23 protein-coding genes and 1 pseudogene are annotated in these 21441 nt (G+C 68.2%); 14 read left to right on the top strand and 10 right to left on the bottom strand.

The annotated features are described in order from the left end of the window. Positions 1–294: 294 nt before the first annotated feature. From DTB53_RS32510 to DTB53_RS32500, 3 genes are all read left to right on the top strand, one after another. On the top strand, positions 295–2808 hold the full coding sequence (locus tag DTB53_RS32510; protein WP_012377514.1) for a type II toxin-antitoxin system prevent-host-death family antitoxin: 2514 nt from the start codon (positions 295–297) through the stop codon (positions 2806–2808). Then, positions 2808–3365: a hypothetical protein gene (locus DTB53_RS32505; RefSeq protein ID WP_012377513.1), complete on the top strand. Its 558-nt coding sequence runs from the start codon at positions 2808–2810 to the stop codon at positions 3363–3365. The genes DTB53_RS32510 and DTB53_RS32505 overlap by 1 nt, the downstream gene beginning before the upstream one ends. 329 nt (positions 3366–3694) lie before the next feature. Then, the gene (locus DTB53_RS32500) at positions 3695–4270 is read left to right on the top strand and encodes a hypothetical protein (protein WP_012377512.1); all 576 of its coding nucleotides are present in this window, start codon (positions 3695–3697) and stop codon (positions 4268–4270) included. A gap of 115 nt (positions 4271–4385) precedes the next feature. On the opposite strand, the gene DTB53_RS32495 is transcribed toward DTB53_RS32500, so the two are convergent. After that, positions 4386–4895 (bottom strand): ATP-binding protein, encoded by a 510-nt coding sequence (locus DTB53_RS32495; RefSeq protein WP_012377511.1) that lies wholly within the window; start codon positions 4893–4895, stop codon positions 4386–4388. Between the two features lie 179 nt (positions 4896–5074). Here DTB53_RS32495 and DTB53_RS32490 point away from each other — a divergent pair, with 179 nt between their 5' ends. After that, positions 5075–5308, top strand: coding sequence for a DUF397 domain-containing protein (locus tag DTB53_RS32490; RefSeq protein WP_012377510.1), 234 nt, complete (start codon positions 5075–5077; stop codon positions 5306–5308). Between the two features lie 92 nt (positions 5309–5400). Continuing rightward, positions 5401–6330 (top strand): helix-turn-helix domain-containing protein, encoded by a 930-nt coding sequence (locus DTB53_RS32485; RefSeq protein WP_012377509.1) that lies wholly within the window; start codon positions 5401–5403, stop codon positions 6328–6330. An 18-nt stretch (positions 6331–6348) separates the two neighbouring features. Here DTB53_RS32485 and DTB53_RS32480 read toward each other — a convergent pair whose 3' ends face one another. The 3 genes from DTB53_RS32480 to DTB53_RS37700 form a co-directional block, all read right to left on the bottom strand. After that, positions 6349–7170, bottom strand: coding sequence for an SAM-dependent methyltransferase (locus DTB53_RS32480; RefSeq protein WP_012377508.1), 822 nt, complete (start codon positions 7168–7170; stop codon positions 6349–6351). 125 nt (positions 7171–7295) lie between these two features. Next, positions 7296–7700, bottom strand: a complete 405-nt coding sequence (locus DTB53_RS32475; protein WP_042495230.1) for a hypothetical protein — start codon at positions 7698–7700, stop codon at positions 7296–7298. Positions 7701–7793: 93 nt separating this feature from the next. Next, entirely contained in the window at positions 7794–8339 is a 546-nt protein-coding gene (locus DTB53_RS37700) for a helix-turn-helix domain-containing protein (RefSeq protein WP_012377506.1), read from the bottom strand. 1880 nt (positions 8340–10219) lie between these two features. Here DTB53_RS37700 and DTB53_RS32460 point away from each other — a divergent pair. The 5 genes and pseudogenes from DTB53_RS32460 (at position 10220) to DTB53_RS32440 (ending at position 13677) form a co-directional block, all read left to right on the top strand. Continuing rightward, positions 10220–11031 (top strand): annotated as a pseudogene (locus DTB53_RS32460) (IS5 family transposase). 96 nt (positions 11032–11127) lie between these two features. After that, the gene (locus DTB53_RS32455; protein ID WP_012377501.1) at positions 11128–11583 is read left to right on the top strand and encodes a hypothetical protein; all 456 of its coding nucleotides are present in this window, start codon (positions 11128–11130) and stop codon (positions 11581–11583) included. Positions 11584–11770: 187 nt separating this feature from the next. Then, positions 11771–12442, top strand: a complete 672-nt coding sequence (locus DTB53_RS32450; RefSeq protein ID WP_012377500.1) for an HNH endonuclease family protein — start codon at positions 11771–11773, stop codon at positions 12440–12442. A 159-nt stretch (positions 12443–12601) separates the two neighbouring features. Further along, positions 12602–12859 carry a hypothetical protein gene (locus DTB53_RS32445; RefSeq protein WP_042495220.1) on the top strand — a complete coding sequence of 86 codons (258 nt, stop codon included), beginning with the start codon at positions 12602–12604 and terminating at the stop codon, positions 12857–12859. A gap of 197 nt (positions 12860–13056) precedes the next feature. Beyond that, on the top strand, positions 13057–13677 hold the full coding sequence (locus DTB53_RS32440) for a hypothetical protein (protein ID WP_012377498.1): 621 nt from the start codon (positions 13057–13059) through the stop codon (positions 13675–13677). Between the two features lie 90 nt (positions 13678–13767). On the opposite strand, the gene DTB53_RS32435 is transcribed toward DTB53_RS32440, so the two are convergent. The 3 genes from DTB53_RS32435 to DTB53_RS37695 form a co-directional block, all read right to left on the bottom strand. Continuing rightward, on the bottom strand, positions 13768–14061 hold the full coding sequence (locus DTB53_RS32435; RefSeq protein WP_012377497.1) for a hypothetical protein: 294 nt from the start codon (positions 14059–14061) through the stop codon (positions 13768–13770). A gap of 831 nt (positions 14062–14892) precedes the next feature. Continuing rightward, a complete protein-coding gene (locus DTB53_RS32430) occupies positions 14893–15237 on the bottom strand; it encodes a RapZ C-terminal domain-containing protein (RefSeq protein WP_106431657.1) in 345 nt (114 codons plus the stop codon). 86 nt (positions 15238–15323) lie between these two features. Continuing rightward, positions 15324–15905: a winged helix-turn-helix domain-containing protein gene (locus DTB53_RS37695; protein WP_236586303.1), complete on the bottom strand. Its 582-nt coding sequence runs from the start codon at positions 15903–15905 to the stop codon at positions 15324–15326. Between the two features lie 823 nt (positions 15906–16728). Between DTB53_RS37695 and DTB53_RS32420 the strand changes: the two genes are divergently transcribed. After that, on the top strand, positions 16729–16929 hold the full coding sequence (locus tag DTB53_RS32420; RefSeq protein ID WP_042495214.1) for a hypothetical protein: 201 nt from the start codon (positions 16729–16731) through the stop codon (positions 16927–16929). 598 nt (positions 16930–17527) lie between these two features. Here the strand turns inward: DTB53_RS32420 and DTB53_RS32415 are convergent. Then, positions 17528–17638, bottom strand: a complete 111-nt coding sequence (locus tag DTB53_RS32415; protein ID WP_236586302.1) for a hypothetical protein — start codon at positions 17636–17638, stop codon at positions 17528–17530. Positions 17639–17829: 191 nt separating this feature from the next. On the opposite strand from DTB53_RS32415, the gene DTB53_RS32410 reads away from it, so the two are divergent. Next, positions 17830–19458, top strand: a complete 1629-nt coding sequence (locus DTB53_RS32410) for a pentapeptide repeat-containing protein (protein WP_012377493.1) — start codon at positions 17830–17832, stop codon at positions 19456–19458. Positions 19459–19470: 12 nt separating this feature from the next. Here the strand turns inward: DTB53_RS32410 and DTB53_RS37165 are convergent, their stop codons facing one another. Continuing rightward, complete coding sequence (locus tag DTB53_RS37165) at positions 19471–19641, bottom strand: hypothetical protein (RefSeq protein WP_218106903.1); 171 nt, start codon at positions 19639–19641, stop codon at positions 19471–19473. 210 nt (positions 19642–19851) lie between these two features. On the opposite strand from DTB53_RS37165, the gene DTB53_RS37020 reads away from it, so the two are divergent. Together DTB53_RS37020 and DTB53_RS32400 are read left to right on the top strand one after the other, a co-directional pair. Further along, complete coding sequence (locus DTB53_RS37020) at positions 19852–20016, top strand: hypothetical protein (RefSeq protein WP_159402413.1); 165 nt, start codon at positions 19852–19854, stop codon at positions 20014–20016. Continuing rightward, on the top strand, positions 20013–20816 hold the full coding sequence (locus DTB53_RS32400; RefSeq protein ID WP_042495211.1) for an RNA polymerase sigma factor: 804 nt from the start codon (positions 20013–20015) through the stop codon (positions 20814–20816). The genes DTB53_RS37020 and DTB53_RS32400 overlap by 4 nt, the downstream gene beginning before the upstream one ends. Positions 20817–21025: 209 nt before the next feature. Here the strand turns inward: DTB53_RS32400 and DTB53_RS32395 are convergent, their stop codons facing one another. Beyond that, on the bottom strand, positions 21026–21385 hold the full coding sequence (locus tag DTB53_RS32395) for a hypothetical protein (protein WP_012377489.1): 360 nt from the start codon (positions 21383–21385) through the stop codon (positions 21026–21028). Between the last annotated feature and the right edge of the window lie 56 nt (positions 21386–21441).

Below are 21441 nucleotides of genomic sequence, written 5' to 3'. Positions count from 1 at the left end.
GCGCTTCCACTCCATTTCCGCGGCTGCCCGGCGCAGGGCAGGAACGTCGAGCAGCGGCTGCATCTACGAGCTGACTGCACCGCCGGAGAAGGCCGCCCCCAGGTTGGGCCCGGGGGGCTGTATCCGCGGCGATCACATGTCGACGCTGCAACCAGACTGGGAGGTGCTCGAAGCAATCAGAAGACACGCTAAAGCTTATGAAAGAAGGGATGAAACTTATTGATAGGAGGCAATTGCGTCTGGAAGTGGTACGTTGCTTGAAATCCTGAGCTAGTACGGTGTCGAGGAGCCACGGTGAACCAGGAAGATCCCAGGCGATCGGCCGCGCCCGAAGCCCTGACGGTGGAGCAGGCCCGCGCCTCCTTGCACGCCCGAGTGAAGGCTGCCGAGGAAGGCCAGGCCACCTACGTCCGCCGACGCCACGACGAGGCGGTGCTCGCTCCACTGGAGCATCTGCCCGCAGCGCGGGACGCTGCATCGGGTCTGGCTGCACACACCCTGACCAGCGCGCAGAGAGACCTGGGCGACCTAGTGAAAGCTGCTGCAGCAGGAAACCCCCAAGTCCTCCTGCGCCGCTCGGTCCCGGTGGCCGTCCTCCTGCCCGCCCGCTCCCAAACGCCGGGCCCTTCCAACCCGGCAACCGAGGCGGAACCGTCGACCGACCACCCCGGGAGCCCGACTGCTCCCACGCAGGTGGAGGGCATCGCTCAAGAGACCTCGTCAGCCACGAACGCCACCCCGCGCAGACTCGCCGCCTTGGGCGACGTCATGGGCGAAGTCCGCACCTCTGCAGCACCCGCCGCCCCACAGTTCGGGCTCACGGTCCTGGACGCCGCAGTCGGCGGCCTTCAGCCCGGCTGCTTCGTCCTCGTTGCCGCCGCCCCGGGAGCGGGCGGAAGCCTCCTCGCCCTGGCCGCAGCGCGCCACACCGCACTCGTCGCCAACCAACGCGTGCTCTACGCGGCTTCCGGCCTGACCCGAGCAGACGTCGCACGCCGGATCGTGGCAGCAGAGACCGGCACCGACTACCGCCGACTTGCCACCAATACCCTCACCGAGCACGAACACACCGCAGTCCAAAAGGCCGACGCCCGCCTCACCCAGGCCCCGCTTCTCATCGACGACGGCAGCGCACTGACCGCGGAGGCGATCGCCCAGACCGCCCCCTACGTCAACGACCTGGCACTGATTGTCGTGGACCGCCTCCAATGCGCACCGGCCGCCCACATTCCCCTGTCGGGAGACCAGCTCCCTGCGGCCGCTCGTACGCTGGCGCACCTCGCCCGGCAGTCCGGCCTTCCCGTGCTCGCAGTCATCGACACCGACGATCCGCTCCTCATCCAACGGCTGGACCCGGACGTCACCATCCACCTCACGCTCCACAAGAACGACGGCACCGCCGAAATCACGGTCGCTGAGCGGGACTTCGGGCCACTGGCCACCGCCCGCCTCAACGAGGACCTGGCCCACGCCCGCTTCACCGACCTCCACCACCCCCCGGCCCACAATGTCGAGGACCAGCTCCTGCGCGCCGCTCTGCCCTTCACCTCCGGCGCCCGCCAAGGCCTGCCCGCCCCCGCCCACCAGATCCTGGCCGCATTCCGGGACGCGAAGAACCAAGGCGACGAAGGACTGCTGTCAACGCTGCGCGACTCCGTGGCCGAACTGGCAGCCAACCCCCCAGCGCTGAACGACGGCCCGCTGGAACAGCACCTGCGCACCGCGCTGAACGCCTACGCCACCGCGCCGTCATCGCCCCTTCCGCGCTCCGGCGAACCGGAACAGACCGCCTCATCAGCACCCCGCACCGCTGCGGCGACGACGGTCGCCCCCCAGCGGGAGGACCCTGAGCCGGAGGAAAAGGTGATGGAGCTGCAGCCGGGCGACGAGCACGAGCCGAAGGACACGGTCTTCCCCGGCCTGAGCATCCTGAGGGAAAGCATCAGCCGCTCCAAGATGCACCCCCTCCCGGCAGTCCGCGCCGACCAGCGTGAAAACGTGCCGTGGACGCTGTTCCGCGAGTTCATGGACGGTGAACCACGCTGGGTCCACCCGGAGGCCGAGCGCGTCCGCAACGGCGCAGGCAAGCGCGACACCCTCATCGTTCCCGACAGCTTCGCTCCCGGCGCCCTGTGCACCATCGACCGCAACGGCTCCTATCCGTCGGCCTGCTCCGCTGTTCCCCTCGCCCCCAACAAACTCCTCCACACCGGAGCTCTGGCCGAACGCACCCGCGACCAGGCCGGAATCTTCTACATCGACGTCCCCTCCTGGACCCACACCCAGATGCCCCACCCGCTGGGACGACTCGCCGACCGGGCCGACGCCCATGGCCGGGTATGGGCCGTCACCTCCCACATCCAGCTCATCGAACGCCTCATCAAAGCCGGGCACATCACCGAACCCCTGTGTATCCACGACTCCTGGACCGGGCGTGCCAACGAGAGCCTCTTCCAGCACTTCTACAAGGAAGCCCGGCGCGCCCGAACCGAACTCGTCGACGCCGGCGCACCCTACGACCAGTACAAACGCCGGCTGTCCATCGCGCTGCGTCTGCTGTGGCCCAAGGGCGACACGGTGAAGTCCCCCTTCTGGCGGCCAGACTGGCGCATGAGTGTCGTCGCGGAAGCATCCGTCCGGCACTGGGTCACCGCGTGGAAGGCAGTCCAGGCCGGGCACACCCTGATCGCCCTGCGCAACGTCGACGAGGCGGTCTTCCACACCCCTGACGGCACAGCGCCCGACACCTACAAGGTCGGCACCGGCTTCGGCGAGGTCAAGGTCAAGCACGGTCAGGAGAGCTCCTGATGGCTCAGGGAGCCACCCTCGGCGAAGCCCTCAGCCACCTGGTGCGTGACCACGGAGCCCGACCGGCGGGCCGCCTCAAGACCTACCGGGCAAAGCAGTGGCACGCTCAGCTCGTCCAACTGACAGCAACCCGCCACGGCTACGAAGCCCTCGAACGCGCAGGCCTCACCGTCACAGCCCGGACTCTGATCCACTGGCTGTCGGAACCCGAATACGCCGTACGCCGCAGCTACCAGGAACAGATCAGATCCGCCTACGAGGAAGCGGCCACCACCCGCCCCACCCCGTTGCCCTCGGACTTCCAGATCCACCAATTCCGCATTACCGGCACCGTCCAGATCGCACGCGACATCCGGGATCGCGGGACTCATGGCGAAGCCCCGCTGCGCATCGACGGCCGCAACGGCGCCTGGGCCAGAATCGAGCAGGCATGGCTCACCGGTCAGCTGACCGATGAAGTATTTGAGGAGTACTTCATCGACGACATCCTCGTGGAGGACATCGGCGACGGGACCGACGGCTGGCAGTTCCCCGGGGACCGGTACGTAGTGAACTGAGCTGCGACGCAGCCGTCATGGACAAAGGCCTTCTGGCCAGCCGCCTGACCGCGGGCTGCGGCTGTGGGAGCGGTGGGCGCACCGCCCCCACCGCCAGCCGGTGTTGTCATCGATTGCGGTAGTGATCAATGAGTGTGATCGATGACGGCCCAGCTACCCCGGAGGGCGCGAGCATGAGTGAGCGGTGCATAAGCACCTCACTTCGGGGTGGGGAACGGTTCAGATGGCTGCCATGCACTAATGGCACCAGGCGCACCGGCAGGTTGGCTTGATCTATGTGGGTACGATCGTCGCTACACGCCCCCCACATTGAGAGCCCGAGGACTTACATGTCTGGAAACCTTCCCGCTCAGAGTGTCACGGCCGACTATGCGCAGCGGGTCGCTGATGACCTGGCGGCGAACCGGAGTGATCAGGAGCGCGTGCGTACCGAACTGGCACGGTTGCAGGATGAGCTTGTGCGTCTGGAGGACAGTGAGCAGGTCCTGACGAAGATGCAGGATGTGCTCGGCGGCATGCCCAAGCAGACCGCGAAGCAGCGCAAGGACCGCAAGGGGGCCTCGGTTCCCGCGGCGCGGGGCTCCAACCGTAAGACAGCAGCAGGGAAGCCGGCTGCCGCCGCCGGGCGCAAGGCGTCCAAGAAGACTGTTTCGCCCAAGAAGGCGGGCGAGCCGACATGGCTGGAGCTGACCACCGCTTACCTGGGAGGACAGAGCGAGCCGCGGTCCGCGGCTGAAGTGGCGGCCTCGCTCACTGAGGCGCACCCTGAGCGCACGGTCCAGGTGACGGTCGTGCGGAACTCTCTGGAACAGGGGGTCGCCCAGGGTCTGCTGGAGCGTTCCAAGCAGGGACGTTCCGTCTTCTACAGCCCCACCGCCCCTGCCTCAGCCCCGTCCGGTTCCTAGCCAGTATCGGTTGCTTCAGACGGGTAGTCGGTAAGCCCGTTCATACATCGAGGAGCCCTGACCGACTGCTGCGGCTGCTTCTCCCTCCAGCCCGCAGGATGATGTCCAGGTCTCCTCAGGGCCTTCTGCGGGCCGGAGCGGGAGGTAACGCCAGGCGCGCCCAGACGGCTTTGCCGGTGGCGCCGGAGGGTTTCCACCCCCACCCCTCACTGAGTGCCTCGACGATGGGCAGTCCGCGGTGGTCCTCGGCCAGGGGAGCGGGGGGTGTGAGGCGGGGCCTGCGTTGGCTGGGGTCGTACACCACGCAGAGCAGGCTGTGCGGGCGCCGGGTCAGGGCCAGCCATACGACGGGGCGGCTGCCGTCGGGCAGGGGAGTGCGGCGCCGGCCGTGGCGTACCGCGTTGGCGACGAGCTCGGATGCGATCTGCACAGCGTCCTCGCGCACGGGGTTCAGGTTCCAGCGGCGGACGACGTCGGAGGTGAATTTCCGTGCGTCTCTCAGACACAGGGTGTCCGTGCTGATGCGGTGGGCGGCGAAAGGCGGTGCCGCGAGCGCGAGATGGGACACGATCCCGGAGTGGCCGCTGGCACCTCTGTGCTGGCGCTGATGTGTTCGGTTTTCCATGAGCGGTTTCCCCGTAAGTGAGCGTGTCGGCGGCTCACTGCATCTTGTCGCGCTACCTGCCGCGCTAATGCTCGTTCCTGAAAGGACGGCTGAAATTTCAGCGGCTCAGGTCGCACGAACGTTCCCGCTGATGGGTGTGGACGACTGTGGCCGAGGGGTCGACAGGAGGCGGATTTTCGATGACAGTGCAGCTCAACGGCGTGAGTGCTGAGACGATCACGGGGGCGGTCTGGCGGAAGAGCGCGCGGAGCAACGCGGCCGGAAACTGTGTGGAAGTCGCCCGACTGGAGGGGGGAGAAATTGCCATGCGCAACTCCCGCTTCCCCGAAGGGCCGGCGCTGGTCTATACCCCGGCCGAGATGGAATCGTTTCTCCTCGGCGTGAAGGACGGCGAGTTCGACTTCGCCCTGTAACGTTTCGTGTTGCTCTGGCCAGCGCATGCCTCTTCTTTGTCAGGCTGACATACTGGCGCCCCGAACAAGGGGGCTCAGGGGAGGCATTCGGAATGACTGGCCAGCACGGGGACAACCGTTCCATACGCGGTTTCGCGCCCCGGCCCCACCTCGGTGCGGCAGCCCACCGCAGAGCCCTCGGCGAGCACCTGCGACGCTGCCGCACCGGCATCGGGATGACGGGGAAAGCCGCGGCCCGCCACATCGGAACATCCGGGCCGACGGTGAGCCGACTGGAAAAGGGCGAACGGACCGAGAACACCGGCCAGCACGCCACCGCCCTGCTGCGTCTGTGCGGAGTCACCGACCGCCAGGAACTATCCCACGCGCTGTCGATCGCGGCTCAGGGCGAGAAGCCGGATGCCTGGGAGGCGTACGGCAACTCCATCGCCCGCTGGGTGCAGCCGCTGCTCGCTCTCGAACCGGCCGCCCAGCGGATCATGGCCTACGAACCACAGCTCGTCCCCGGCTGGCTGCAGACCACCGAATACGCCCAACTCGTCATCCGTGCAGGCTTCCCGGACCTGTCCCAGGCAGAGGTCGAAGCCCGCGCACGGGCCCGGACCAACCGGTTGAGCATGTTCCACCGGGACCAGGACCCGCCGGCCATGGTCGCGATCATGGATGAAGACGTGCTGCGCCGCCCGGTGGGCAGCCCCGGCGTGCTGTACCGGCAGATCGAGCACCTGATCCAGCTGCTCAAGAGCGACCTGCGGCACCGCATCAACCTCCACATCGCTCCGCTCTCGATGGGGATGACAGGCGCTGTAGGGCATCCGATCGTGCACCTGAGGTTCGCCGACGCCCTGCTGTCCGATTTCGTCTACCTCGAGCAGAGCGAAGGCGCCCGCTGCGTCGAGGGCGAAGGCGAGGCGGAACGCTACCTGTCGCGCGTCACCACCCTCTCCGGCATGGCCAACCCCGCCGCCCTCACCCTGACTCAGCTGGAGGACCGGCTCGACGAGCTGGCCACCGGCCGCTAGCGAACCCACGGGGCCGGTTCAGGGAACCAGGCCGGCCCCGCCGAACTCCTCCCACTCAAAGCTCTGCTGGGGTGGAGCAGCAGGCACATCGGCAGGGCGCCACCGGGAGACCTCGACCAGGCCCGGCTCGACAACCGACAGTCCGTTGTCCTCGAAGTAGCTCTCGACGTCAGCCCGGGTGCGCACGCGGCCCCAGTGCCCCCGGGTCTCACGGTCCATGAACGCAGACACCTCATCACGGACCTGCTCGCTCTCGCTGACCAACTGGCAGATGACCATCACACTGCCGCTGGCCAGCCGGCTCCGCACCCTGCGGATTAGGTCAACGGGCCGGTCCGCATCGGGAATGCAGTGCAGAACCGAAACGAACAGCGCACCGACCGGCTCCCGGAAATCAATCAGCCGCCGCACCGGCTCACTGTCGAAGATCTCCTGAGTGTCACGCATGTCCGCCTGCAGGACAGCGGTCCGGTCATCGGTCTCCAGAAGAGCCCCGCCCACACTGCGCACGATCGGATCGCTGTCCACGTACACGACCCTGGAGGCACCGTCGACGCGCTGCGCGATCTGGTGCACGTTGTCCTGCGTCGGCAGCCCTGACCCGTGGTCGATGAACTGACGGATGCCGTACTCCCGGGCGAGAGTCCGCACTACCCGCTGAAGAAAGGCCCGGTTGTTCAGGGCGAGGTCCTTCATGCTCGGGACCTGTTGTAAGAGGTGGTCGCACGCAGCACGATCGGCGGAGAAATTGTCCTTGCCGTCCAGAAGATGGTCGTACATCCGCGCGACGCTCGGAGTCCTCACGTCCACACCGTACGGAAGCTGATTCTCGGCCGTCATCGCATCCCCCGGAAACTTCATGGCGTGGCCGGATCGGCCCGCACCGGAAGAGAGACAGCGTAGTGAAATTTCAGAAAGCGCACGAGACCACGATCGGCTGAAAAGCAGCCGCACCACGCCCCTTTTCAGGCGGCGTCGCAGGACTGCTGGGCCCCGCAGCAAGCATCCGCCGGGCAGCCGGCCGAGTGCAGCGCGACGAGGAACTCGCCACGCGTCAGCCCCATGAGGTCGGAAGCCCGGCCGATATCCATCCTGAGATGGTCCCGCAGCACATGCGCGTCGCCGCTGCAGACCCGGCCCCCGGGGCAGCAAGCTGGTGAACCGTCCGCGTCATCCACGCAGGCGGCCAGCAGACGCCAGGCCGCCGCAGCAGGGTGGGAACAGCCCAGCGTGGCGGACCAGCGGACCGCGAGCGCAGTGAGGGAATCCTCCACCACCCGCTCCGCCAACTCGCGCGTGCCCAGCCTCGCCGTGGCATAGGCGACATAGCCCGTCCTGTACAAGTCACGAAAGGCACGGAAAGCGATCACCGCGGTGCGGTCACCACCAGCCTCGTGCAAAGAAGGGGCGCTCGATGCGACTGCGGGCCGCTGAGGTGTCATCATCCTGGGCCGTCCCCGCCCTCAACCGGTCGTCTCGCTGACCAGATCACTGACACAGGGGTCATCCGTCATCAGGAAGCTGTAATGGATCGCCTCCCACAGCGGCTTGAAATCCGCAGCCTGCCCACCCAACGCGGTGACCAGCGCCCCGACAACCTCCCACTCCGGAACCGCATCCCCCCGTAGAACCTGGGCAACGACCTGCACAGGCACCAGCCCATGACTGCGCCGGTGAATCTCGTCAGGGGTCGGCCGCGCAGCGGCCAGGTGCAGCCCCCGCAACGCAGCCTTCAACGCAGCGATGTACTCCGTCACCGTCTGCCGCGGAGGCTGCTCGATGCCATGAGCCGCCTCGCACAACAGCCTCAACTCCCCAGGCTCGTGCCCCAGGATGCTGCACAGATGACACACCAGATCCCACGAGGGAAGCCGTTCTCCCGACAGGATCCTGGAGATGAAGGAAGGAGAGAGCATCGTTCGGTCCGCGATCACTCGGATGCTGAGACCGCTCTTTCGCTGCAGGTAGGACAGGGCCGCAGCCAGCCTCTGACGCGCAGTGGCCGCCATCGGCCTCACCGGCTTCTGCCCCTCACCCTGTTGAAGCGAGGACACAGACCGAGGCGAGGGAAGCGGCGCTGCTCTCTGAGCGATAGCACGGTGATCCAGCAGCCGCCGCACCCGGTCCGGACTCCACTTGGTGCGGGCCGTCTCAGCAGTGACATTCACCGCCTTGGCAATGTCCTCCCACCTGGCACCACGGTCCCGATCCGCCCCGACCTCAGCCGCGAGAAAGTAGTCAATCTCCTGCTGGACAGCCCGAGCACGCTGCACCAGTTCCCCCAGACCCTCACCCGCGTACGTCGCCTCCAACAGAAGGCCAGCCAGCCGATGAGCCTCAGCCGCAATCTCATGCCCCGGAGACGTCCCGGCGTGACCGGCGGCAGGCCTCTCCCGTTCCCGCCGCCTCTGCGCCTGACGCCGATGCCCCTCGTCACAATAGGAACGGCGCCTCCCCGGGCCGCTGGCGGCAGGAAGCGACGCCCCACAGAAACCACAGACACGACTCGCAGCATCCCTTGTCACCGCATCCTCCTTCGCGCTGATCGCCGTCACCGGCATCCCCGCTGAAGACCTGCCGCCGGACTCGATTACTCCTCTCCTAGAGAGGCACCATTCGCTGCGCCGACCGTGACTCCTGCCTGTCTGGCACCACGGCCGGCGCCCCGGGCCGGGCGGCCTTCAGTCGGCGCGAGCCCACAGCCAGGAGAACCGCGAATCACGGCACGCCCAAGCGATCACTCCGGACCCTCCCAGCGCATACGCCGCCGCCCAGGCCTCCTCGGCCGGGTCGAAAAGGAGAGCCGCCAGGGCCAGGACTCCTCCGAGATTCAGCGTGACAACGCAGGCACGCAGCCGTGCGAAACCCGCCTTGCCGGCGCTACCGTTAGCACCACCCCGAGACGCCACGGCGCCACGGAACGCATATCGAGAAGGCATGAGATTCCTCCAAGGAAACTCGTAACTGAACGAATGCGGTAGGGGGCTTGGTTCTAGGTTTGCGGCCGGGCCCAGGCCCCCTCCTGACCGCGACACTAGCCCGGTCGAAGCCCCGAGCGCCACGCACTCATGCCGTAATCCGATATATCTGCCCGCCCCCAAGCTGAGAAACGCTCACCGATTCGATTCTGGCACTCCATTGCCAATCGAGCTGCCAATACGGGCCCTCAGATGCGCGAAATGCGACAGAGCGTGCCTTCTGTTGATCGCAACTGATCGGGGGTGGGAAACCTGCAGCAGCAACAGGTTCTCTGGAATTTCAGTTCGACGCCAGCCTTCAGTCAGCAGAACACCAGGCTGACCAACAGGCCGCGTCCGGTGACCTCGCGGCTCCTTGCGACTGCTGGCGAGCTTTCCGGGCCCCCGGCCTGCCAGGACAGACCCCAGACCTGGTGGTGATGCCGGTCTCGCCCGGCAGCCAGAGGCTGCTGCACAGCGAGCGCGACGGACCGCAACACAGATCCGGCCCGCTTCGTGTCCGACGCACCGAGCGTAAAGACCTCGACCAGCCTCCCCACGCGCGAAGCAGGCTGCAGATGTGGGTAAAGGATCGTCGGCTGCGAACACAGCACGGCCATCCGTACGACCGGCCTGATCCGCACCGTGCTCGGCACAGCCGCCAGGACCCGCCGCGAAACGGCTCCTCCACCGCCTCGCCGCCAGCCACCCGAGTTGCCAACCCCCGCCCGTGCATCGGAATAACCAGGTGCGGAAGCGTTCCTGCGGTGAACCCTCTCCCCCGTGCGAGTGAGCACAGGGGTGCCCAGCTTCGCCAAGGACCGGTTTGGCCGGTAGAACACCGTGGTGATCAAGAACTTTGTGCGCGGAGCCAGCGCGCTTTCCCTCGGCCTAGGGAGTGTCTTTCCGATCATCGGATCGTTGGTCCGGTTATGAGGGATGGGGAGATTTCTGACGCTGCCTGGGCGGTGATGGTGCCGCTGCTGCCGCCTGCGGGTCGGGCTCGTGGCCGGTGGCGGGATCACCGTCAGGTGCTTGAGGGCATCGTGTTCAAGTTCCGTACCGGTCTGCCCTGGAGGGACCTGCCTGATCGGTTCGGCCCGTGGCAGACCGTGCACGGACGGTTCGCCCGCTGGGCGGCCGACGGCACCTTCGACCGCCTCCTGGCCGCCGCTCAGGGCCGGGCGGAGGTGGACTGGCTGGTCGCGATCGACTCCACAACCGTGCGGGCCCACCAGCACACTGCCGCCAAAGGGGGCTTGAGGAACGCGGACTGGGACGCTCCCGCGGCGGGCTGACCAGCAAAGTCCACCTGGCCTGCGACGGCGCGGGCAGACCGCTGGCCTTCCTGCTCACCGGCGGCAACCGCAACGACTGCACCCAGGCCGAAGCCGTCATCGGCCGCATCCGCGTGGCCGGGCCGGGACCGGGACGACCACGGACCCGGCCCGATCGCATCGTCGCGGACAAGGGCTACTCCGCCCGCGCCTTCCGGAGCTACCTGCGACGGCGGGGGATCAAGGCCACGATTCCCGAACGCACCGACCAGCTCGCCGGCCGCAGACGACGCCGGGAACGGCCCTGCGGATTCGACCGGGCCTCCTACCGGCGACGCAACGTCGTCGAACGCTGCTTCCACCGCCTCAAACAATGGCGCGGCATCGCCACCCGCTACGACAAACGCCCCGACCGCTACCTCGCCGCCATCACCCTCGCCAGCACACTCATCTGGCTCGACACATGATCGACAAAACGCCCCCTAGGCCGAGCAGATCCCGCCAGGGCACCCCCAGTCCGAATCCTGTTGCCCTGGCGTCCGCAGGGCGGGCACGCTTCCGGCATGCGATTCCCCGCCGAAGCCCGCCGCGACGTCCACGTCCGCTACACCCGGCCCAGCTGCATGGGCGGCTTCGCGGTATTTACCGTGGACTTCGAGCCGCTCCCGGACCGGCGGCTCGGCTTCGAATTCGTCAACCCGCTCGGTCCCGACGACATCGACGCCGAGTGCGCGCAGGAGGTGAGCAACGGGATACTGCTGTGGCTGATCGGAGCAGGACCGCAGAACGTCTACATCGACCGCCCGCCCCTCCCCACGGCGAAGGAGCTCGCTGCGGGAGTACCCGTCCGACCGGACGCCGGCCCGGGGCTCATCGCCCTTCGCGCGGTACTCCTACACTCACGCCACCACCCCATCGACTCCCTGCCCTGGACCCATGCGCGCGCCGGGTGGCGAGCCGCCGACAAGACCTGGCGGGGCACAGAGGCAGCCGGTGACCCGATGGACCTCGCACCATAGAACCGTCAGTGTCGGCAGCCTGATTGCACAGGGCAGTCCGGTTCGAGCTGACGTCTGAGAGGACGGGGCTGCTGAGTGTGGAGCGGCGGGCTGCGGAAGCGTTCCTGCGGTGAACCTTCTCCCCCGCGCGGGTGACGTGAGGTTCTGCGGCTTCGTGGAGAGCGGGTGGGGCCGGTAGAACGCGTTGGTGATCAAGAACCTTGTGCGCGGTTTCAGCGCGCTTTCCCTCGCCCTTGTCCCGTTTCTCTCCGCTCCCGCCGCTCAGGCCGCTCCTGCGGCTGAGGTGACGACGCTGGCCGACGCGGTCGGTCTGGTGCAGGTCACAGAGGAGGACCGCACCGGCTACACCCGCTCGTCCTTCAAGCACTGGAACTCCGGCGACAACGCTTCGGACGGGTGCAACACCCGCGCTGAGGTCCTCATCTCCGAAGCGGTCGTCGCCCCGGCCGTGGGGGCCGGCTGCAAGCTGACCGGCGGCACCTGGATCAGCTATTACGACGGCCAGGAGGTCACCAGCGCCGGGTCTCTGGACATCGACCACATGGTGCCGCTGGCCGAAGCGTGGGACTCCGGCGCCTCCGCCTGGACGGCGGCGCGGCGGGAGGCGTACGCGAACGACCAGGGGGCGCACGTCTCGCTCGTCGCGGTGACGGCCCGCTCCAACCGGCAGAAGTCGGATCAGGACCCGGCGGACTGGATGCCGCCGTCCCCGGACGCCGAGTGCCGGTACGTCGCGGAGTGGGTGTCGACCAAGCTCCGCTGGCAGCTCACCGCGGATGACCGCGAGCTCGAAGCGCTGAAGGTCTACGCCGACGGCCCGTGCGAGGACACCATCGTCCGCTACACCCCGGCCGCCTGACCCGCTCGCACTCGCGAGCGCCCGCTCCGCCGGGCCGCCCTCCGGGGCGACCGCGTCCGCCCGGCACCGCAGGTGCCGGGCGGGATTGTCAGTCCCCGCTCGTACGGTCGAAGACAGGTGCCGGGGCGGCCGGGGCCGGTAAGCGAGCGGAGCGGGCACATGGGCGAGATCAACGTGAGCAGCCGGGATCTGGGGCGGCTCCTCACCGACCGCACCGGCACCCCGGCGCGCCCCTACCAGGAGGCGTTCGCCAAGCTGGCCGACACCTACCGGGGAAAGCCGGTCCCGGAGATCCTGCCGCTGCTGCGCCAGGCCGCGGATGAAGCGCTGCTCGGGTTCACCGACGCGGATCTGCGGGAGCAGGCGGAGGCGATCCGGTCCGGCGCACGGTACGTGCTGCGAGTCCGCGTCACGTAGAGGCCCGGGCGGCGGGGTGCGGGGAAGTGGTCGGCCCGTCCGGTCGACGTGCGAAGGGCGCCCGGACGGGCTCCGCTCTCCACCCTGTACCCTCCCGCCGCCGGAGCGCCCGCCTACATGCCGGGCGTCCCTGCTCTGGCCGGTCAGCCGCCGGACCCGTACGCGACGAGGCCTGCACCCTTTCCTATGCTGCCTCCATGGGTATGGACCTCACGGTGTTCATGGTGGACTGGGGGCAGTTGGGCACCGTCCCTGTCGAGCACCGGATCGGACGGCTTGAGGACTTGGCTTGGCCGGGCGAGCTGAGCGACGTGTACGACGGCGGGGCCGAGCGGGCCCACGGCTGGCTCTGGCCTCCTGGACAAGCACCGGCGTGGTGCGCCGTATACAGGTTCCTCACCACCACCGGCGCCCACATGCCGCATGTCCGCGCGGGTGCCGCATGGGCTGACATGCGTCCGCTCGTCGGCCCGCCCGTGCGTGAGGTGATGGACAGCTTCCTCGAAGGTCTGATCTGGGACGGGGACCAGGCCGACGCTCCGGCGCCGGTCGGCGTCGGAGCTTTCCCGGCTGCCGCCGACCGCTGGCACCCGAATGTCCTTCTGGTCTGTCTGCCGGAGGCGGTGGCGGGGAAGGCTCGGGCCTGGGAACGGATGGAGCTGTACCTGGAGAAGTTGAGCGGCCCGTTCGCTGTCGAGTGCGAGGGCTGGGCGGGCCGCCCGGACACCTTCGAGGGCTTCGTTGCCCTTCTGCGGGAATGGGGCGCGGTGGTCACGGAGGCCGCTCGCCGTGGGTGGGGCCTCGTGGGGCTGCCCTGAGTTTCAGCGCCGACCGGGCGCATCGCCCGTCATCAGAACTCCGCCAAGGGACGCCGGGCTGTCTCCGCAGTGCATCCCTGGAGCTCGCTGTCACGCCCCCAGCATCCCCGCCACCGACGTCACGATGGCCAGCGCGGGCTGGGTGATATCGGCCCCGGCGGTGAGAAGTTCGCGAAGCCGCTGGAGGCGGGTGCGGGCGGTGGCGGTATCCGGCTCCGGCCCGGCAGTGATGCGGGCCAGGTCGTGGACCGCGCCGGCCGCCTCCTCGCGGTCGGCATCGGGGAGGTCCCGGCTGTTCAGAACAAGGGTGAGCAGGCGGGCCAGGTCTTCCTGTGCGGGGGCTTGTGCGTAGGTATTCTGGAAGTCGCGTACGACGGTGTCCACGATGCCCGGCGGGCGGCTGCCCGGCGGTCGGCGGTGCCCCCTCGTCCCCGGTCTCCGGGTCGCGGGCCCGGCGGGGCGACGTCGGGCTCAGGTTCCGTGCAACCAGGTCCTGGCCGCAGTACCGGCACTCGTAGCGGCCGCAGATCCTGCCCGCGACGCCGTACGGGCCGCGGGCGAGACCGGTCTCCATCTCGGCCCCCTTGCGGGGGTGTTCGATGAGCTGCTGCTTCTTCCTGTCCCAGGCCCTGCCGCTCATCCCGTGATCATGCCGGTACGTTCCGTATCCATCAAGCGCGGCGCCGGAAGCCGGTCCGCTCGGATTCCCGCGCCGGGGCGCCGCAGGGACGCCCGAGGAACGGCCGGTCCTCCCGGCCGATGCCGACGGCCTGGCCCTCTCCCAGAGGGACCGGACCGCATCGAACGGAAGAGCGGGAAGGCAGATCTCGGCGGGCCGATCGGCAGGGCCGTCAGCGATCCCGGCGAGGCAAGACCCTCTCCGACACCATGAATTTCGGCGGATTTTCCTGCCAGGTTGCAATTATCAAGCCTTTTCGGCTCGCACTTTTGTGTCTACCGGAGAATGCGTAGCCGCTCTTTTCTGAATTTCGTGGGGCTGACCGGGTCGCACTGTTCATCGGGTGGAAGCGCGGCCGGGTTCGCGGGTGGAGGTGGCGGGCCCGCCATGACTCGCTCCCGGCCTGGCGGCCCAGGGCACGCCCGTGCAGGGCGGCGCAGCGCTGGGATCCCGCCCTGCGGAAAACAGTTTCTGGCCCAGGTGCCCGGGCCCCGAACTCCGGAGGACCGGTGAACCCCGGCGCGGGCGGGAGGGGGTCAGCTGCTCGGCCGTTCCAGAAGACCGAGCTCCCCGCCGAGAGCGACAGCGTGCGCGAGCGTCCGTGCCCGGAGAACGATCCGTGTCCGGTGCAGCAGGCGCCCCACCGTCTCCGGACTGATCCTCAAGTCCTCGGCGATCTCCACTTGCCTGCGGCCCCGGGCGAAGAGGCGGAGCACGGCGAGTTCGTGATCGCTCAGCAGCCCTCCTGCCACGCCGGGCAGGATCGGCCGGTCGATGTGCCGGTGCTCGGTCTCCACGCCGACATCGGCGTCGCGCAGCCGGTCGGCGAGTTCCTCGGCCACGGCCACCGACCGGTGCCGGCCGCCACTCCTCTCGCCCATTGCGAATTGTTGCTTCCAACCGGCCAACGGACACGTAGCGCCCAGCGTGGGGCACGGAGCGCCAGGGAGTGCCGATAAGAGCCGTGTCACCGATCCTGCTGGCTTATTCCGTGCCTGGCGGGGGCTGGTGGCTCGTTGGTCGGGGCAGCAGCGGCCGTCTTGGCGTTCCCGGTCACAAGGAGGCTGGTTCCCAAACGGGTAACGGTGTGCCGCACGGTGTTGGCGTACCGAAGGCTGGTGACCAAGCCGACGGCCCGCAGTGCAGAGGCGTGCTCAGACGCGGAGGCCGGGGAGATGCCCAGGCGAAGGGCTAGTTGTTTGGTGGTATGGCCGGCCGGGTCTGCGAGGGCATGCAGGACGGCTGCCCGGGTGCGACCTAGAAGTGCCTCCAGAGCCGCTGGCGAGCACTTGGTGTCGGAGGATCGCTCTGCTGCCAGCTCCCCGATCTGGAGACTCCGGACGGGTGAATACACCAGGACGGGAGTGTCGACGTTATTGAGCAGGGCTCGGGGCTGCGGGCCACAGAAGACGTGGGCACACAGGAGGAGTCCGCGGCCCTCTAGATGGAAGTCGACCTCGCCTCGTCCAGGGAGCTCTAACACCGGTTCCCGCCAGCGAACCTGCGGATGCAGCCCAGCCAGAACCGCACCGACGCCAGCGCGGGCCATGGTGTGCACCCGCTGGACGCGATCCGCGTCCAGTATGGTCCGCATACGATCCGCAACGGGTGTTACAGCGATGTCGTAGTACGCCGCCAGGGCGTCAGAGACCGCATTGAGCGTCTCGCGGTCCCCATCCGCCAGCTGGCCCACCCAGGGTGGTAGGCGACGGTGAGACAGGTGGCGCAGCTCAGGCCCAAGGCGGCTGCGCGGAGTAGCGCGTATTACCTCAAATGCTCCGCCAGCCGGGGACGCGTGATTGCTGGGGGTAAGGAAGTCCGGAATCCATCCGGAGGCCGGTACCAGGCATCCCAACAGTGATGCCTGGGCTGGCAGATGATCAAGAACGTGCCGTCGCCACCCCGGGAGCAGCAGGCCTGAGCCGCGCCGCAACACCTGCAGACTCATAACCGCCTCGCTCACTGGCAGGGCGTCGTTGTGCGCGAGCACTACTCGTGCGAGATCCTGCGCAGTGAAGTGGATACGTAACATACGACCCCCGATGCCCTTTTCCGGAGCGCAACGCTTGGCAACCAGGGACATTCGGCTACACCCGATGGTCGTTGTCGAGGTGGTTCACGGACAGAGACCCTTGGCGTGGCTGGAAGCCGGAGCTTCCCTTCCGGGCATCCGGAAAAGCTAACAAACCCGCTCAGAACCTATCGCGAAGTCATGCGTGCTGAGCGGGGCGCGTACACCGACCAAACCACTGAAAGGGATACGAAGAATGCCTCTCTCTCGCGCTACCCTGACGACCCTCGCCCTGACACTCGCAGCTGGCGCCCTTGCGGCGACCGGAACCACCCCTGCGGCTGCTGCCCCCGCCGCACCGATGGCCGGATGTGCATCGCTCGTCTCCAACAGCCCCGGCGCGGCGAAGATCAAGAACATATGCAACTACACGATCCAGGCCACCGTCGACGTCGACGGCTGGTTCAATGACCCCACCTGCATCACGATCAACGCGGGTTCTTCGCGCAACATCTACTGGGACGCGGGCAAGGGCCGGGCGAACTACGCCTACGAATGCTGATCAACACCACACCCCTCGCCGTTCTGAACGTCCGCCGGGACCGACACGCCTACAGACCAAGCAAGGCGTACCTGCGGCGCGCGGCGTGGATGTGACCGACGAGAGCTGAACAGGCCTAATCTCGAAGCCGCCGGGGGGCTGCGCCCGGCGGCTTCTTCCATCGCTTGAGTTCCGCTCGCACCTCACGTGCCGCGAACAGGTCCCGGGTGACGGCTTGGTCACCAGCCTTCGGTACGCCAACACCGGGCGGCACTGGCCGACATGGGCCTGCGCCTGGTACGCCACATCACCCGCACCACGGCAGCCACCCAGCACCGCGACCCCGTCGTCCTGGAGCTCTCCGGCGCCCCCGAGCAAGATCACTGAATGACCTCCCGCACCCTGCGCCGGCTGGGCTACCTCGCCCTGCGGACCCTGCGCGGCACCCTCTCGTCCACCAGCGCGGCACCTGTATGGCTGCACCCCGTCCTGCGGAGAACGGTTCCTGGCCCAGGTGCCCGGGCCCCGAACCCCGGAGGGCCGGTGAAACCAGGCGGGGGCGTTCCCGAGTAGGGGTGACCTGGTGCGGTACAAGGCGCCTGGAGATCGCTTCCCGTTCTCAGACAGATCGTTTCCCGCTCTGTGGCAGATCTTTGGCGGACAGGGCGAGGCGGCGGCGCACGAGGTCGACCTCGACGATCCGTACGGTGATCTTGTCGCCCTCGCTCACGATCTGGCCGGGGTCGTCGACGGGCTCGTCACGGTGGGCTCCACGTCACCGTCCTGCCCGGCGGTCTCGGCATCGTGGGCGAGGAGTTCGCCCGGACTGATCGATGCGCCTCCCGTGTACTCCAGCGGCTTCCCGCCCCGGCACACTGGACTGGCTGCAACCGCCGATCCTCCAGCCGTATCTTCAGCGTCATGACACCCAATCGAAGGCCCCGATCCGCCCCGAATGACCGGGAGTTAAGGCTGTGGAAGGTCGGCCGGGCGCTGACCCTCGCCTTCGCCGCCGCGGTCCTGGTCGCGGGCGGCGTCTTCTACTTCCTGGTAGTCCTGCTGGACGTCCAGGAGATCGGTGCCACCGCGAAGCTCGACGCGAAGACGCTCTTCGACCTGGTGAAGCTCTCCTTCGGAGTGGTCGCCGGTGCCGGTGCACTCGTCGCCCTGGTCGTCGCCTACCGCCGCCAGCGCGTCGACGAAGCCGGCGCTCACCGCGAGGCCACCCGGCTCCACACCGAGCGCTTCTCCCAAGCCGTCGACAAACTCGGCTCCGACTCCCCAGCCGTCCGACTCGGTGGCGTCCACGCACTGGCAGGCCTCGCCGACGACGCCCCCGACAACAGCCTTCGCCAGACCTGCATCGACGTCCTGTGCGCCTACCTCCAGCTCCCTTTCACCCCCGACCCCGGCACCGATCCTGCCCATCAGGAGGAACACCACCGCTACCTGGCCTTCCGCAAGGTGAGGCACACGATCCTGCGCCTCATCGGCGACCACTACCGACGACCCAAGGGAACCCATCGCTCCTGGCAGGGCTGCGATCTGGACCTCACAGGTGTCACCATCGACGGCGACATGGACTTCCGCGGCGCGACGTTCTGCGGCGGCACCGTGTCTTTCAGCGGCGCGACGTTCTCCGGCAGCATCGTGTCCTTCGACGACGCGAGGTTCTCCGGCGGCACCGTGTCTTTCAGCGGCGCGACGTTCTCCGGCGGCATCGTGTCCTTCGACGACGCGAGGTTCTCCGGCGGCACCGTGTCTTTCAGCGGCGCGACGTTCTCCGGCGGCATCGTGTCCTTCGACGACGCGAGGTTCTCCGGCGGCACCGTGTCCTTCCGCCACGCGACGTTCTCCGGCGGCGACGTGTCCTTCGACGAGGCGGTGTTCTCCGGCGACGTGTCCTTCGGCGGCGCGATGTTCTCCGGCGGCACCGTGTCCTTCGGCGACGCGACGTTCTCCGACGGCACGGTGTACTTCCGCAGCGCGACGTTCTCCGGCGGCACCGTGTCCTTCCGCCACGCGACGTTCTCCGGCGGCGACGTGTCCTTCGACGAGGCGGTGTTCTCCGGCGACGTGTCCTTCGGCGGCGCGATGTTCTCCGGCGGCACCGTGTCCTTCGGCGACGCGACGTTCTCCGACGGCACCGTGTCCTTCCGCAGCGCGACGTTCTCCGGCGGCACCGTGTCCTTCCGCCACGCGATGCTCTCCGGCGGTGAGGTGTACTTCCGCAGCGCGACGTTCTCCGGCGGCACCGTGTACATCGACGACGCGATGTTCTCCGGCGGTGAGGTGTCCTTCCGCAGCGCGACGTTCTCCAGTGGCACCGTGTACTTCCGCAACGCGACGTTCTCTGGCGGCACCGTGTCCTTCCGCGGCGCGACGTTCTCCGGCGGCACGGTGTCCTTCCGCAGCGCGACGTTCTCCAGCGGCGACCTGTCCTTCGACGGCGCGATCGGTTCGGCTCCTCAGGGGCTTCTTGCTGCCGTGGGCACACCTCCTCCTTCGGGAGTTACCTTGCCTTCGGCTTGGCTACCGTCGGCTCCGTAGACCCCGTGGGGCTTAAACGGTCCCTCGCACCTCGCTACGGAGGTCATGGCCGAAGTGGCCCGTGGCGCGCGGGATAAGTGAGCCGTCGAACAGCTCGGGGCCCTGCACGCCGACCAGCGCGAGCACGGCGTCCTGGACGAGGACGCCGCCCTGCGCCGGCGGGGCGCTTCGGCCCCTGCGCAACCCGGCGGAGGCTGACCACGACAAGGATCCCGAGGGCAGACCGGCTTGATTCCGCGCACCGCGCGGCCCACAGCTGGAGGACGTCCGGCTCTCGAAAGAATCTTGGATTGGGGGGTAAACGCCGGGGCGCGCACTCGCCACCAACTGGTAGCCGCCAAGGTGTCCCGCCCGGGATCCGCTGAGGGCGGGACATGCGGAAGGTACGCCGCCATGATGGACCTCGTGACCCTGATGCTGCTCAGCACCGCGCCTGTAGTGCTGAAGGTCGCCGACGCTCTCGCCCAGAGTCTGCTGCTGCGCGCCCGCGCCGAACTGGCCCGGGCTCAGGCCGCCGCGCGAGGCCAGGACGACCAGCCCGCCGGCGGCGCGCAGTGACCGAGGAGAACTGCTGCGCCGAGTGCGGCGCCACGGCCACGATGACGTTCGAAAGGGCCTACGAGCTGTACTACCGCCCGCTGATTCTGTCGGTCCGTCAGCGAGGCAGAGCCTGGGGGCTGTCCGAGCAGGACGTCGACGTCGAGGCGCTCGTCCAGGACACCTTCGAGCAGGCCCTGAATGACTGGGACAACATCAGGGTTCCCCGTGCCTGGCTCTACACCGTCGCCCGCCGCCGCCTCGCCCGATGCATCTCGACAGCCGCCCTGCGGGCCGACGGGGATCCGGCGGACCACACCGAGCAGGGAACCGTCGGCTGGAGCAGCCTAGCTCCGTCTGCCAGCACCCAGGACCTCGTCGCTGCCCGGGAGATCGTCGAACTCATCCAGCTGATGCCACAACCGCGCCGTCAGGAAGTCGCATACCTGCGCTACATCGAGGGGTGGGGCTTCAACGAGATCGCCGAGCAGCTCGGCTGCTGCCCGGCCACCGCCCGTGTCCACGCTCTCAACGCACGGGCCCACCTAGTCACCAACTGCAGCGGTAGCAGCATCTATATCGCAGGCCGGGACATGCACATCGCGAGCAACGGATCTGGTTCCGCTTCCGGTTCTGGTTCCGGCTGGCTGGTGGCTCTGCTCGTGCTCGGCTGTGTGCTCGCAACGGGCATTCTGGTCGGCTGGTCTTGGGTGCTGGCCGCGGCGGGGGGCGTTGCCGCCGTCGCCCTGACGGGCTGGGGATGGAACGCATGGCGCGCCAGACAGCATGATTCCCGGCAGGAGCACCGCCGGTTGCGCTGAATACCCCGGTGGGACTGCCTGCCCGGAGGAGGCAGCCCCACCGGGACGCTCCGATGATCGTGGGGAGCGAGGTGGCCATATGAGCGACGATCCGGGCCCGGCGGCATTCGATCTCCCGGGCCTACATGACGGGGGAGGACACCGAACCTCGCCGGACCCGTGATGTGCGCGTCGGCTGCCTCGTCCCGTCGCTGCACGCTGTCGGCAGGTCAGCCGACGGCGTGGAGCGAGCCGCGCCTCCTGGTGGCCGCGGCCTTCTTCGCGGCGGCAGCGGCGGCACGCTTCTTGCGCTGCTCGGCCAGCTGGTCCTGGTACGCGGCGACGGCCCGGTGGTAGTCCGATACGTAGGTCTTGCTGTCGAGCCGGTCGGCCCTCGGCATCGCCTTCACGGCGTCCAACGCGTCCTCGGGGCAGTCGTAGCCCGCCAGCATCGGGTTGATCTGGTAGACGCCGTTACGGACCTTCCTGACGAGCTTGGCCAGCTCCAGCTCCAGCTCCAGCTCCCGCAGAGCAGCGTTCACGCTGGGGCGGCTGAGACCGAGGAGCTTCCCGAGGGTGCCCTGATCCATCGCGATCCGCCCCCGGCCTCGCTCTGCGCACGGATCTTCAACAGCGCCCGGTAAGC

Origin of the sequence: Streptomyces griseus (assembly GCF_900460065.1) — a bacterium.
GTDB lineage: Bacteria > Actinomycetota > Actinomycetes > Streptomycetales > Streptomycetaceae > Streptomyces > Streptomyces griseus.
The sequence above is the reverse complement of the archived record's forward strand: the minus strand, read 5'-3'. Positions and strand labels throughout refer to the sequence as shown.